Here is a 15,119-nt window from a genome sequence, read left to right on the forward strand (position 1 = left end):
AATCAACCAAATATCGATTGAACAGATATAAGCTGCTGATAAAATAGGATAATCTGTATTATTTAACAATCGTGTATTTGTCTGACATAGTATCGATTAAATAGCTGATAAAATCATAGCTATCGCAAGCTGCCTCTTGAAAAGTCAACTTAACGCACTCATCTACCCGCTAACGTTATATAATGGTTGGGCTTAACGATTGGCTTGATTGGTGTTGTGGCACTTCTTCTATGTCTTTTTGACATTTTATGGTGTGAACAACCTTATTTAGCTATTGTTAGCCGCCATTGCTGTTTTCTAAGCTATCTATCTAAATTTCATTATCTGAGTACAAAAGACATCGCCTTATGACTATCTCTATTGCTTCATTGCACAGTACTGAATTCGCCGTTGGTCAACGTTATTTATCTGATACGGAGTCTGAGCTTGGCTTAGGTGTGGTCATCGATGTTGACGACCGATGTGTGCATATTTTATTTCCGCAAAGTGAAGAGACACGCGTCTACGCAAAAAACTCTGCGCCATTATCGCGCGTGGTGTTTAAAGTGGGCGATAGCATCTACGACCAAGATGGCAAAAGCTATACGGTCAATGCCGTTGATGAAGTGATGGGTGTACTTAAATATGGCGTCGATGAGCACGAGCGCGGCATCATGGAAACCCGCCTTGCTGCCAATATCACATTGGCCAAGCCGCTTGAGCGTTTGCTTGCTGGCCGTATTGAGCGCGGTGACTGGTATGAGCTGCGCCAAGACATTTTGCGCATGCAGTCAGCGCTGGCAGGTCATCCACTCAAAGGGTTGATGGGTGCACGTGTCGATATCATCGAGCATCAGCTGTATATCGCACACGAAGTCGGTAAGCGTATCGCACCGCGTGTACTACTGGCTGATGAAGTTGGCCTTGGTAAGACCATCGAAGCGGGCATGATTATTCATCAGCAGCTATTAACGGGTAAAGCTGAGCGTGTATTGATTTTGGTACCAGATAGTTTGCAGTATCAATGGATGATTGAGCTGCGTCGCCGCTTTAACCTAAACTTTGCCTTGTTTGATCTAGTGCGTACTGCGGCTATCAAAGAACACGATCCTGAACAAAACGTCTTTGCTACTGAGCAATGTATTATTGGTGGTATGGATCTGTTGCTCGACCACCCAGACTTATATGATCAAGCGATGGATGCAGGGTTTGATTTATTGGTTGTCGATGAAGCGCATCATCTGCATTGGGATGAAGCACAGGGCGGCAATGATAAGTATGACTTGATTGCAGATTTCGCCGAAGAAACGCCGGGCGTGATGCTATTGACAGCAACGCCAGAGCAGCTTGGTGCGCAAAGTCACTTTGCCCGTTTGCGTCTACTTGATCCAGATCGTTTTGATGATTTGGATGAGTTTATCGATGGTCAAGAAGCTTTTGCAGAAACAGCAGCAGTTGCTGGCGTCTTAATAGAAGAAAAGCCATTGAATGAAGGTCAAATCGCTGCCTTAAGTAGCTTATTAGATATTAGTATTGAAGAACTATCCTCAATCAATGAAGATGAAAAACTACGAACGCATGCACTAAATGAGCTGTTAGATCGTCATGGTACAGGTCGTATTTTGTTCCGTAATACTCGTGAGAGTGTGAAAGGGTTCTATGGCCGCAGTAGCCAGCCATATCCATTGCCATTACCTGAAGCATGGAAAGACAGCTATCAAACCAATGGTAAGTTGCGTGAGCAGCTATGGGGCGAAGAAAACCAACCAGATGGTGGCTGGCTAGAAGATGATCCACGTGTTTCTTGGTTGATTGATATTTTGCGCGGTGAGCTTAAGCATCAAAAAGTCCTATTAATCGCTCGTAGTGGTGCGACGGTAGAGAGTTTAGAGGCGGTATTGCGTCTGCATGCAGGTATCAAAACAGCTATCTTTACTGAGCAGATGACTTTGCTTGAGCGAGACCAAGCAGCTGCATTCTTTGCAGATAGTGAAGGCGCTCAGATACTTCTATGTTCAGAAATTGGTTCAGAAGGTCGTAACTTCCAGTTTGCAAGCCAATTAATACTATGGGATCTACCTGCTAACCCAGATACGTTAGAGCAGCGTATTGGCCGTCTAGATCGTATCGGTCAGACGCAGCAAATCATGCTACATGTGCCTTATGTGCAAGGTACAGCGCAAGAGCGTCTGTATCAGTGGTATAACGATGCGCTGAACATGTTCAATCAGATATCGCCAACGGCACAAAGCGTGCAAGAGCAATATATCCAAGAGCTCAAGCCAATGCTTGAGGGTGCTGATACCGCTGAAAACAATGTCATCTTGCAAGACATTATTGACGAGGCGCTACAGACACGTTTGGGACTAGAAGCACAGCTACAAGCTGGTCGTGATCGTCTGTTAGAGTACAACTCATGTCGTCCGCGTGTCGCAGGTCGTATCGCCGATGCTATGCGTGACTTCGATGGTAATAATTTGCTGCCGCACTTTATTGAGCGTTTCTTTGCCTCTGCCAATATCGATCATAATATCCAGCGTGATGGCTCGTGGGTGATCGCACCTATCGATAGCACCGAGATCAGTGACTATATTGATGGTTTACCACTTGGTGATGAAGACGGTATGACCCTGACCTTTGAGCGTGAGCAAGCGCTTCAGCGTGAAGACATCGAGTTTATCACTCACGAGCATCCATTGATGCGTGCGATTTATGAGCTAGCGAGCACCAGCACCTTTGGTAATACGACAGTTGCCATGCTCAAAAGTGCCGCTGTTCCGCAAGGTATGGTACTGCTAGAAGTGAACTTCCGTGTTGAAGCAATCGCGCCAAAAGTGCTCAATCTGCCAGCGACTTTGTCCACACAAAATATCCGTGTCTTTATCAGTGAGCAGGGCAGTGATTTATCGGCTCGTATCAGTGCTGAGATGATTATGCCGCATGTTGAGCGATTGGATAAAAACCGTGCTCGCCAAGTCATTAGAGTACGCGGTGATGTGATTGAGCAGCGTTATTACGAAGCTGAAGACATTGCTCGTCAGCAGATCGCTGAAATTGGTGAGCAAGCAAGTAGCCGCTTTAGCCAGCAGTGGTCACGCGAAATCAAACGTCTAAAACATCTACAGACGATTAATCCAAACGTACGTCCTGAAGAGATTGAGCGTTTAGAGCAGCTCAAAGCTCAAGGTGAGCAAGCACTTGGTAACTTATCATTAGTGCCGGATTCTATTCGCGTACTCGTAGCGGTTAAGCCATAAATATCGGCGTATTTGTCAAAAACGAGGTGTTATTATACATCTCGTTTTTTTATGGTTGAGATTGCTTGTTTTGCTCTTTAGTTACGATTTTTCTGGCAAAAACAGCTAAGCAATACTTATGAGTAAGCCGACAGTAACTAGTCAAAGCCACTAATATTGGGTAAGATGTTTACCTTTTCTATAGAAAATAAATATTCGGTGATAACATCGCTAACGATGTCTGTATGTTTATTTTAAGATCTCCTTCGACAGATCTTAACAAGTGATCTCGCATTATTTTACATTCAAATATGATGGCTATATGGCATCAATATCATCAGATGCTGAGCGTTTTTGATAAAAATAAGGAAACATATCGTCATGTCCGACAATCTACAACTGATTGATGAGCTGCTGGCTACTATCGCGCTTATTGAAGTTACCCCTGATGTGTTTGAGGGTAAAAGCCATGACTATGTGGGCAGTCGTATATTTGGTGGGCAAGTGCTCGCTCAAGCGATTATGGCAGCGGCGCATACATTAGATAAAGACAAACCTTGTCACTCACTGCATGGGTATTTTTTGCGTGGTGGTGATATTAACCAACCGGTGATATACCAAGTCCGTCGATTGCGTGATGGTCGTAGCTTGTCTGCACGTGAAGTCACCGCTATTCAGTACAAAGAAGTACGTGGTAAGCCGCCTGTTGAGCAAGTGATATTTTCAATGATTGCCTCGTTTTCACCGATGGAAGATGGGCTTGAGTATCAAGAAGACATGCCTGTCTATCCACCGCCAGAAGACTTGCTGACAGAGCAAGATCTAAAAGAAGAGAACGTCGGAAAAGTGCCAGAAGCACTAAAAGCAAGATTTATGCGCCGCCGTCATGTCGAGATTAAGCCAGTGAAGCCGCGTAATCCGATTAGCCCAGAACCTATGAAACCCAAGCAAGCAAACTGGCTACGCATTCGTGAGTTAGGCAATCAGCCAGTGGCTATTCAGCAGGCACTATTGGCATTCTCGTCAGACTTTTATTTGGTTGGTACAGGGCTGATGTCGCATGGCGTCAGCTTTATGACCAGCGGTCTACAAGCGGCGAGCATCGATCATTCAATGCATTTTCATCGCGATTTTGATTTGAACGAATGGATGCTGTACGACATGTGGAGTGACACGACATCCAATGCGAAAGGGCTAAACCACGGACAGTTTTGGCAAGATGGTAAGCTGGTCGCTACCGTGCAACAAGAAGGCCTGATGCGTTTGCGTGTGCCAAAATCTTAAAGTGCTGTAGGCTCAGCTGCTTTTAGATTGTCATCATAAAAAAGCGACTCATTATTAATAGTGAGTCGCTTTTTTGGTGGTGTGTCAAAAAGTATGCTGATTAAAATTTGAACAATTTTTGAAGCCTTGAAAGCCTTATAGAATCAGAGAACTTAGCATAGATTTCGTATTGACTTTTATCGCCAGCATACTTTTTAGAACACCACCGCTTTTTTTATTCCAATTTCTTATTCTAAGATTTTAACCATCGCGCGAGGCAGTCCTAGGCTGTCTTGCGCTTTTTGTTCGGTTAGCCACTTAAAGTCAATTTCAGCCGCTGCTAACTTCTGATTTAACTCAGTTACCTGCGTCGCGTCAATCGTCAATTTACGCGGGGTTAGATACCAGTGAAAGTGCGTCAGCGAATGCTTGATAGGCGCATCATCGAGCAAGGTATTGCTAACTGATTTTGCCACCAGTTCATTTTTTATCAGCCATTCATTTATGATTTGCTCGGCAGTGGTAAATTCTGCTTCGTATACTTTTTCATTACTACGTACGTCATTTGGCATATTCGATAGTTTGTCATCGTTAGCTTCTACTTTCTTCGCAGTGTTACCACTCGTTTTACCATCAACTTTTTCCACGAACTGTAATGGTAAGCTCCATAATCCACCCCAGATACCGTTGTCAGGGCGCTGTAGCCATAGTATGTCACCATCTGCACTTTCGATCAGCAGGGCATCACTGAACTTACTAGGTTTGGGCTGCTTTTTGGCTTTGACGGGATAATCAGTCTCACGCCCTTGCGCATGGGCTAGGCAGTCTTCTTTTAATGGACATAATAGGCAGGCAGGCTTGCTACGGGTACATAATGTCGCACCCATATCCATCATGGCTTGCGCAAATAGTCCTGAGTTCTCTATAGGCGTCAAACGTTCTGCCAATACCCACAGCTCTTTAGTGGTGGCAGATTTAGTAATATCACCATCAATCGCCGCCCAACGGGTGAGCACTCGTTTGACATTACCATCACAGATGACGCCATAGCGATGTAGTCCCATTGCCATAATCGCGCCAGCAGTCGATGGCCCAACGCCAGAAATCGTTTCCCATCCTGCTAGCGTCTGCGGAAACTCGCCCGTTTCATCAATCACTGCAACCAGTTGCTTGGCGCCTTTATGCAGATTACGCGCGCGCGCATAGTAACCAAGCCCCGCCCAATGCTCGGCAACCAAATCCCATTCTGCTGCGGCTAAATCCTGCACGCTCGGAAAGGAGTCCATAAAACGCGCAAAGTAGGGCAGCACCGTAGTCACTTGCGTTTGCTGTAGCATGACTTCGGATAGCCAAACAATATAAGGGTTAGGCGTATCAGTTTGGTGCTGTTGCCAAGGTAAGTCGTGGCGACCGTTTTCAGCGAACCAGTCAAGGAGGCGGGAGGCGAAGGAGTTTAAAGATGAATCAGGTTGAGAGAATAAAGTAGGCAAGAATAATCCTTGTCAATTAATAAGAAATATCAGACTATAAAAGGTTATCTTTGTTTATGGGGTGATGCAGGTCGCTATGCAATGGTCTGTTATTTTTATGGAAGAATATAGTTTAACTATTCATTGTTGGTTTAATAATAAATATAAGTAGAACCATTGTTTTCATTAATAGTTTAGGAGAGAGTATATTGTCAGCACAAACCTTTTTCGTTTGGGATATCCATCAAATTACTTGTACACCAAGTAAAGATAGCTCATGGGAACAAGCAACGCACGATTTTGAAGCTTTGCGCCAGCAGCCAGTGGATGATATTAGTCCAAACATTATTGAGCTGGCAGATCTTCTCGTGAACGAAGCCAGAACCTCGGATTATTCAGAAGTCTTTTATGAATCCTACGTAAATACAAATTTAGAGATGAAAACACATCCTAAAACCGCTTGCGTCGCCATGCCCACACCTGAAGCACTGCACGGTGAAGCGCTAGATGTTATCGTCCCTTTATGTGAAGAATTAGGGCTAGTGTTTTATGACACGCGGGGTATGGTCGCCTATCCAGATGGTACGATCTATCCGCCTAACATCGCAAGAGGCATGGCACTGCTAAAAGAAAAGCGGGCGCTGGCAAAACAGTCCGCTGATATTTATAAGCCAGAGGCACAGGTTCCTAGAGATAGAGAGGACTTTGAAAAAATACTGCACCCATTCATGCATGATTGTTTAGAACGTTATGGTTATCAGCGTAGCCAAGTAACAAGCGCTAACGTTATTGACTCTCTTGAAGTCGATGGTTGTACCAAGCCCATGCCTTATGGTCATGTGCGGCTAACTGGAGGAGCAGAAGGTAAGAACGGCTATTTTATATTAAAGATTCATGCGTATTTTGTATCACCAGCTTTTGAAGAGATTTACGATAAAGTATCGCTGCCAACTGAGCTTACTCGACAATCTCCTTATTTAAAGCTAGATTATATGAATGTATGTTATAGCAGCTTTTCAGATAAGCAAAAACAGATTCCTGAATTTATCAATACTGAGTTTGTCAGTAAACTGGATGAAGTAGATCAGATAGACAGCTACAATCAGCTTTTTTTGTTACTACATAATAAGATTGCAAAAGGGCATAGCCATGGTGAAAGTGCGGATATACAACTTATTTTAGCCAAACTTGCAGGTCGAGAGGACTTTGATGAGTTGGTTACCCAGTATCGTGATCTGATTAATAACTCACCAAACGATTATGTTAAGCATAGAATGAATGAGCGCTGGGATAGACTTTTAGAGATTTTATCTACCGTAGAGCCATTGGAGTAGCCAGCTATGCATGAATATGCTTTGTTTTATGTTTGGGATGCAAGCTTGGGTGATGGCGATGAGTATCTGCCAGACTCGTATGATAGCGCAGGTGTATTATTACCACAGCTACTAGAGGTAGAAGTCAGCGCTCATAGCGAAAACCTATTAAAGTTCGCCACTGAGCTACAGCAACTGGCTCACGAAGGTGATTTATCATTTGAGCTTTCATTAGCATTTGGGGCAACGGTTGCCCATGTACAGCTACAGGATACCTTTGCTGTTTCTCTGCCGCTGCCAGATAGTAATATGCAAGAAGCTGCTAGAGTAATTGCACCATTGGCAAAGAAACATGGGTTGGTATTTTATTATTTGCTAGGGTTGGTTTCTTTGCCTGACGGGAAGATTTTTACTTCTACATGATTGGTTTTACGTTTATCAAACCTACTTCCGATTCTTCCGAGTCTTCAAACGACGTAAGCGTTTTTCTTCCTCTTTCGCTTTTTTCTTTTCTTCAGCAGCGAGTCGTTGTTCAGCGACCACGATTTCTTCAGCTTCAGTCATCGCTGGTGTCTCTAACGTTATACGACCAATCTTCGCGCTACGCAGTTCGTTAATGAGAATCTCAGACATACGATAAGTATCGACTTGATTGCCCGCGCGTACACAGCCGCGATTACGTCCAGCCACTTCAAAAAACTCCCAGTCAGTCTTTGGCAGCTCTTCAATTTTGTAGCGGGTTTTTAGCAGCTCAGGATAGGCTTGCATCAAGTATTCAGCGGTATAGCTTGCCACATCAGCGAAGTCAAAAGCCGTATCACGAATACCGCCTGTTGCTGCTAAACGATAACCAGAGTTTTCGTTTTCAACTTTTGGCCATAGCATACCGGGTGTATCATAGAGCATGATGTCATCGTCGAGTTTAATCAGCTGCTGCGATTTGGTCACGGCTGGCTCATCACCGGTTCTTGCTACCGCGCGTCCTGCTAGCGTATTGATCAGCGTTGATTTGCCAACGTTTGGAATACCCATAATCATCGCTTTGATTTGACGACCAGTCCCGACTTTATTAGGTACTAGATGTTTACAGATGGCGATGATGCGTTTGACATCATTGGCTTTTTCGGTGTCGCAAGCAATGGCTTTGACCCCATCTTGCTGCTCAAGATAATCCATCCATGCTTGAGTTAATTCAGGATCGGCAAGGTCAGCTTTGTTCAGGATTTTGATAACAGGTTTTTCGCCGCGTAGTGCTGCGACCATTGGGTTTTCACTACTATATGGAATACGCGCATCGATGACCTCGATGACCAAATCCATCTGCGGCATGACTTCTTTGATTTCGTTACGGGCTTTGTTCATGTGCCCAGGGAACCACTGAATACTTGCTCTCTTATCCATCTGCTTTCATAACCTTTTATAAAAAATGCTAAAAGTAAAACAATCAATGTTTACTTTCTAATGGTGTCCAGTTTACTACAGAACCACATTGCTCACGGCACAATTTCACTTAACCATGATGCGAGGTCGTGATCAGGTTATGGTTACGTCTTATCCGTTATTTCATCGTGCGAGGGTGGTAGTGGTGCCAAATAACCAATGAGCAGAATCAAACTGCCCGCGCCAAGGAAAGATATGACTCGCCAAATTGCCTCAGTCTGTGACAAATCGACTAAGACCAGCTTAAGTACGACAATACCTAACAACCCAATACCCATAAACCAAAGCGCACGCTGCCAATAGCGACTCGCCCTGATGGTAGCGACCAATGCCAAGAGCGTCCATAGAATCGTCAGCCCTGTTTGTACTTGCTCGCTCTGCCATGCGCCGCCTTGATAGTCATTCCAAAGTGGCGTGCCAATAAAGGCGTGTAGCGTTCTGACTAACATGCTTGAAGTCAACCAAAAACTGATCAGTCCCAATACAATTAACAGACTCTCAGCAGTGAATACGCGCTTAGATTTGGCAGCTGCACTCGGCTCGGTAATGGTTTCATTGTGTCGGCGTTGGCTGATGTAATACAGACTAAAACCAACCGATAGTGTCAGCCAAGATGTGATGTCATATAGATTAAACAATGGAAAATAAGACAGTCCCCAAATCACACCGTCATAAGACCAATTGGTAAGAACTACCCACAGTAAAGCAATGAGAGCAAAAATGGCAGCGCATCCTAATACTGCTTGCTGCCAATCAAACCAATACAGCAGATCTTGTCCTACAGTTTTATTGGTTGAGGTATTTTCTTCATTTTGACTAAGATAACGATGGTTGAACCATAACCCAGACAATATGAGTACCGCTGAAAACAAGAAAGCCATTACGCCATCAGAGTCTGGTAGGCCATAATGCGCCGCGGCAGCAATGAGTAAGATACCCGTACCTAGCCAGCTTGCATCAGTATAGCGTGAGGTATTCTTATTATCAGACCATGTATCAGACCATGTATCAGACCATGTTTTTAGCCATAGCTGCCCCATGACTAACCAGCCGATTATTAACCCTACAAACACCAACCATTCCGTTGTTGACCATGTTAAATTTCGCTCAAACTTTTGTGGCAGTTGCAGTATTAGCATGAAGTAGAACAGGGCCAATAATCCATGACTAAGCTGTCTAATTTCCGCCCACGGACGATAGCGATTGATGACCCAATAAGCAATCAAGCTGATGAGTGCTGCCAGTGCAATTACCGTCGTGCTTGATTGCCAGATATCAAACCAATGATGCAAATCAAGCATCAGTACTTGTAGCATCCAAGCCATCGCGGTCAAGGTCAGAAACCATATCAATCTAGGGCTGCGCCAAACGAGGCCAAACACTTTGCTTTGGCTATTGACCGAAGTCAGCCACTGCTGCGCGGCTTGGTCACTGATACCCAATGCACTGGCGTATGTCGTGATTGAGTCTGATGTGGTGTTTTTTTCTTTAGCCTGTGCTAAATGACTGTCTGAGTTTGCATTTAAGTCGGCATCCAAGTGGTCGTTCAACATCGCTGGCGAGTTGCTGGCACGTAAGATGAATACGGTGGCTATATAAGCAATCGCTGAAATACTCAAGGCTAAAATCGGATAGTCATTGCTAGAGAATACGATGGTAGCCATCAACATGACGACACTGATGAGCTGCAATAGCACACCGAATAATACCGACCATGCGCGCAGTGAGCGTCGTCCAAACCATGCCAAGGCCAATCCTTGTACCGACCAGCCAAAAGCAATCCATTCTGCATCGAGTGCCAACGGAATCACTAAGGCCAAAAATCCAAACCCTAACGCCAACATACCTTCAGTAATTAAGGCATATCGCTGACTACGCTGGATAAATAGCCAGCCTAAGCCAAGATAAACCGCGCCTAAAACGGCACTGACAATAGTCAAAGCATGAGGAATATCCTCTAATAAAGCAGAAAATAAGCCAAAGGCCAGTAGCGGTACTGAAAATAGTAAACCAGTATCAATGGGAAATAGATACGTGCTATTGCCCACATGGACTTCGTTTAAATGCTCTATGTCATTTGCGTTATCGGTATGGCTGAGAACTTTTTCATTAAGCGTGTTATAAGCAATGATTTGCTGTGCGTAGCGAATTACGACAAACAGGTAAAGACTCAAATGCAAGGCAACCAACAAAGTCAATGACCAACGCTGTGATTCAATGACAGCGTCTAGATTTCCGCTGATTCCCCAATAATAGGCGAGGCTAAAGGTCACAGTCACACCGAATAAGTTCAATATCTTCCACGGTCGATAATGAGCAATAACAGCAATGGTGACGTTTAGCAGTAGATAATAGCTAAATAAGATGACCAAGCTGCCAGTATCTTCACTGGTCAAAATCGGTGCAAAAAAACCACCCGATAATGCCAGTAATGCCAATGGGAAGGCGTTCTGACGTACGGCGAGGGCAATGGTAATGGCAGACAATAACCCAAGTCCGATAAAGCTTGGGACACTAGGAATGATTTCATAAACACTGTAAGCAAAAAAGGTACTTAGATACGCAATTGCTAAACCTGCACCTTGTAGCGTAATCCCATATGAGAAGCGTTTTGCCGTTAGCTTTAACCCAAGCGCTGCCAATGCTAACCCTGTAACGCCAACTGCTATCAGCTTTGTGGTAATTGAAATCTCGATATATTCGCTCAATAAGCGAAGCAGGAGCACCACACCTACCAGCAGCACCAGTACGCCGACTCGCACGACCAAGTTGCCACCGAAAAACCAGTTTTTTATTGAATGAATGAGCGAGGTCACAATAGGTAATGAGCGTTCATCTGGCTCAATCGGTGCGGACGACGCCGTATTTTTCGTATTTATCGAGGCGTTATCGTCTATAGATTTACTATTAGATATATTTGATGCTGCATGTGTGGTCGAGTTTGAAGCAACGGTAGGAAGCGGTGGTGGTGATACAGGCAGCCGATTATCTAGAGAAGAGTGTTGTGAGTCAAAAGCTATTTCTTTAGCATCATGGTCTTTAGTGTTACTGTCTTTAGGAACATGGTCTTTAGGAATATTGTCTTTAAGATCATTATCGTTAGTAGTAGTGTTGCGTGCGTAATTGCTTTTATCGATCAAAGGTGCAGATGGAGGCGACATAATACGATGTCTTTGCTGCTCAAGCTCAGCTTGCAGCGTCGTTACATCACGGCGTAGATGCTCGATTTTTCGAGCTATCCTAGTATATAATGCGACCACTACGATCAATAAAATCGTAAAAGCCAGCCAGCCCAACTGGGTCACCATTAGATACAACATCTTCGTCACTCAATCCAGTTTATAGTAAAGTGATAATGACGTGATTTGATAAGAAGCACAAGACTACTCTGATTACTGGGCTAAAAGACAAATGCTAGAATGACACTCAAAATAAAAGGGTAGCTTAATAATTAAGCTACCCTTTTTAATGGTCTTTATACCAAATCGTTTTTTATGCTAAATTGGCTTTCATAAACTCAAGCATGTTTTCCCAGCTTTGTTTAGCAGCAGCTTCATTGTAGCCAAGATCTACTTCATTTTTGGCTGCACGCTCATCAGCATGCGGATTGGTAAAGCCATGTTTGGCATTGTCATAAACGTCGATAGTGTAGTCAACATCGGCTGCATCTAGCTCTGATTTTAGACCTTCGATAGCATCCATTGATACCATTGAGTCATCACGTCCATGAGCGACCAACACTTTTGCTGCAAAGTTTTTGTCTGCTGGCTGTTTTGGGGTTGGGTTACCATGGAACGTGGCAACGGCTTTTAGCGGCATGCCTTCGCGAGCCATATCTAGTACAACTTTACCACCGAAGCAGTAACCGATTGCGCCTAGGTTATCACCATCGACTGACAACTGATCGCTGAAGTCATTAAGGATTAAGCGGCAGCGTGCCATCAGCATGTCTTGATCAGCAAGCACTTGCTCCATCCACATGTTCGCTTGTGCGGCATCGGTAGTGAGTTTGCCTTCGCCATAGACGTCCATTGCGACCGCTGCATAACCAGCTTCTGCCAAACGCTCTACTACTGATTTTGGATGATCGACCACGCCCCACCATTCTGGTGCAACCAGAATACCTGCTGCTGGGTTATCATCAGAAGCGTTCTCTGGTAGTGCCACATAGCTGATGAGTTCAACACCGTTTTCGGTGGTACTGATTAACTCGAAAGTCTTAACTGACATATGATTGTCCTTTTTTATGTTATGAGTTTTAATTATTCGTCGTTTTGATTATTTGTCATTGTGATGGTTCGTTTTCTAACTTGTACTACCTTAACGCCCATATCTAGCAAAAACAGCTATAATAGTGTAACGCTCTTTATCAAAATGCTACTGCGACCCTATGACTATAAATTTCTTAAACAAAAATGATGAACAATCAGGCTTGCATTCAGGCGTCAATCCAGATGGTAAGCTTGCGCAATCGGTAAGTTTATTTCCTGATAGTGCTGATACTGATTCTAGGTCTGAGCCACTACGCCCGCAGTTTTGGTCAAGATTTGCCTTAAACGAGCTAAACCATAGCGAATGGGAAGCGTTGTGTGATGGCTGCGGCAGCTGCTGCTTAATCAAATACATCGATAATGATGATGACGAAGAGCTGGTCGAGTATACCGATGTGACGTGTCAGCTCATGGACTGTGCGACAGGTTATTGTCAACACTATGCCACACGTCAAGAGCACGTACCAGACTGTATTCAGCTGACCATGGACAACTTGCCTAATATGATGTGGCTACCATCGCATTGCGCCTACAAGCGCTTGTATAAAGGGCAGAATTTACCAAGCTGGCATCTATTATTGACTGAGGATGCTGTAGTCACCCAGCACGAGATGCGTGCGGCTAATGTGGGTGTCGCTGGCCGCTGTATATCGGAGATTGGTATGTCTGATGAAGAGATGGAAACACGTGTGGTTAATTGGGTGAATCCATAACTGCTATAGGGAAGATTATCACGCTAATAAGATACCTGAGCAGTCGATTTGGCTTTTGCTTCAGCACTAGATTGAGAGTCGGCCAATGGTGGTATTGGAATATCTTGACGAATTTGCCGAGAGAACTCACGGCTATTGGCAATAGAGTGCAGGTTATTGAAGCCACTCGATTTTGGATTAATATGGGTGCGCTCATACCACGTATCCATCGACCAAGGCTGGTTTTGCTTTTCAGGCGCAGCATCCAGCATGCCAACATCATATAGATAGTTTGGTAGCCAACCAGAGACCCAGATTCGATAATCCCACGGCAAGCGATCACCACTAACGATACGCGCCATATAAAAGATAATATTAGTACAGTTACTCGTCAACGTGTTGTACCAAGCGGGCTTGGTATTCAACTCATCCATTGCGGTTAGGTAAGATTCAAACAACGATCTCACCTCATGTTGCTGCAAATTGCTGATAGGAAACAGATAGACTTGCTCACCGCGTGCGTTGCTACGCGTATAGATAATATCGCGCTCTTCTGCGGCAATCAGGCTCAGCTCATAACGTCGAAAAAAGCCAGCAAGTGCTGAAAAAGACTCGCCATCTTCTTTACGTATCTCGAATGAGAAGGCAAGTGGTCTATCATCTTCAAATCGAAAGCTAACTAAAGTATGAGCGATTAGCGGTCCCATCCAATAAGAATTGGTCACATCAACGCCAGAGAGTTTAGACAGATCAATCGTACGAGTATCCCAGTGCTCGGTAGCATCCTCTTCAGTTTGCCAATCAAAGTTTCGAACATTGGTTAAGGTAATCAAGTCAGGATTGGTCGCATCGCGCTCATAGGAGACTCGCTGGTCGACCTCAGCCATCCATTCTCGATCTTGTTTCGGTTCGATAGAAAAAAACCAACCTAGACCCACGAGCCAAACAGCGCCATATATACCGATAAGCAGCTTAGTTGCTGTGCCTTTGCTAATTGATTTTTTATTAGATAGTGAGTCACTGTGCAATACTCTTGTGACGACATTCCAATAACGTGTACTTAGCAGCGCAGCTAATATGCCTACAATTGCTATTGTCGCAAGCCAAGTTAATACTGAGCTGACGCCATATTGATACCAAATCGCGAGTAATAACCATAGCGCTGATAACAATAACGTAACGGCAATTAAAAAAGTCACAAGACGCTGGCGCCATGTAGGCTTTGGCTGTTTACGTTCTAATGTTTTGCGTTTTAAGTCCAGACTCTCTAAACCACGGCTCTCTAAGCCACGACTGTCTGACAGTCGACTACGCGTATGCGACGAGAGTAAGCGAGAAAAGAAGGAACGTAGCGACATAGGGTTTGCTTTGATAAATAAAGGCTTTGACCATAGCAAAGTTTATAACACGCTGACAATACAATTTGAGTGAATTTGTCGTTGAATGTCGGTGAGCC

10 protein-coding genes are annotated in these 15,119 nt (G+C 44.3%); 5 read left to right on the forward strand and 5 right to left on the reverse strand.

Annotated features, from left to right (window positions below):
- Positions 1–347: 347 nt before the first annotated feature.
- Both rapA and JMX63_RS08395 read left to right on the forward strand, forming a co-directional pair.
- Complete coding sequence (rapA, locus tag JMX63_RS08390) at positions 348–3,236, forward strand: RNA polymerase-associated protein RapA (protein ID WP_201572003.1); 2,889 nt, start codon at positions 348–350, stop codon at positions 3,234–3,236.
- A 360-nt stretch (positions 3,237–3,596) separates the two neighbouring features.
- Positions 3,597–4,499: an acyl-CoA thioesterase gene (locus JMX63_RS08395; protein ID WP_201572004.1), complete on the forward strand. Its 903-nt coding sequence runs from the start codon at positions 3,597–3,599 to the stop codon at positions 4,497–4,499.
- 227 nt (positions 4,500–4,726) lie between these two features.
- Here JMX63_RS08395 and mutY read toward each other — a convergent pair whose 3' ends face one another.
- Positions 4,727–5,968 carry an A/G-specific adenine glycosylase gene (gene mutY / locus JMX63_RS08400; RefSeq protein ID WP_201572005.1) on the reverse strand — a complete coding sequence of 414 codons (1,242 nt, stop codon included), beginning with the start codon at positions 5,966–5,968 and terminating at the stop codon, positions 4,727–4,729.
- 188 nt (positions 5,969–6,156) lie between these two features.
- On the opposite strand from mutY, the gene JMX63_RS08405 reads away from it, so the two are divergent.
- Both JMX63_RS08405 and JMX63_RS08410 read left to right on the forward strand, forming a co-directional pair.
- Positions 6,157–7,281, forward strand: a complete 1,125-nt coding sequence (locus tag JMX63_RS08405) for a hypothetical protein (protein WP_201572006.1) — start codon at positions 6,157–6,159, stop codon at positions 7,279–7,281.
- A gap of 6 nt (positions 7,282–7,287) precedes the next feature.
- A complete protein-coding gene (locus tag JMX63_RS08410; protein WP_201572007.1) occupies positions 7,288–7,683 on the forward strand; it encodes a hypothetical protein in 396 nt (131 codons plus the stop codon).
- 21 nt (positions 7,684–7,704) lie between these two features.
- Here the strand turns inward: JMX63_RS08410 and ylqF are convergent, their stop codons facing one another.
- From ylqF to JMX63_RS08425, 3 genes are all read right to left on the reverse strand, one after another.
- Positions 7,705–8,661 carry a ribosome biogenesis GTPase YlqF gene (ylqF, locus tag JMX63_RS08415; RefSeq protein WP_102092071.1) on the reverse strand — a complete coding sequence of 319 codons (957 nt, stop codon included), beginning with the start codon at positions 8,659–8,661 and terminating at the stop codon, positions 7,705–7,707.
- 143 nt (positions 8,662–8,804) lie between these two features.
- Positions 8,805–12,020, reverse strand: a complete 3,216-nt coding sequence (locus JMX63_RS08420) for a DUF2339 domain-containing protein (RefSeq protein WP_201572008.1) — start codon at positions 12,018–12,020, stop codon at positions 8,805–8,807.
- Between the two features lie 172 nt (positions 12,021–12,192).
- Positions 12,193–12,930, reverse strand: coding sequence for a dienelactone hydrolase family protein (locus JMX63_RS08425; RefSeq protein ID WP_201572010.1), 738 nt, complete (start codon positions 12,928–12,930; stop codon positions 12,193–12,195).
- A gap of 160 nt (positions 12,931–13,090) precedes the next feature.
- Here JMX63_RS08425 and JMX63_RS08430 point away from each other — a divergent pair, with 160 nt between their 5' ends.
- Positions 13,091–13,684, forward strand: coding sequence for a YcgN family cysteine cluster protein (locus JMX63_RS08430; RefSeq protein WP_201549024.1), 594 nt, complete (start codon positions 13,091–13,093; stop codon positions 13,682–13,684).
- Positions 13,685–13,707: 23 nt separating this feature from the next.
- Here the strand turns inward: JMX63_RS08430 and JMX63_RS08435 are convergent, their stop codons facing one another.
- The gene (locus tag JMX63_RS08435; RefSeq protein ID WP_201572012.1) at positions 13,708–15,021 is read right to left on the reverse strand and encodes an Lnb N-terminal periplasmic domain-containing protein; all 1,314 of its coding nucleotides are present in this window, start codon (positions 15,019–15,021) and stop codon (positions 13,708–13,710) included.
- Between the last annotated feature and the right edge of the window lie 98 nt (positions 15,022–15,119).

It is taken from the genome of Psychrobacter nivimaris (assembly GCF_904846365.1).
GTDB classification, from domain to species: domain Bacteria; phylum Pseudomonadota; class Gammaproteobacteria; order Pseudomonadales; family Moraxellaceae; genus Psychrobacter; species Psychrobacter nivimaris_B.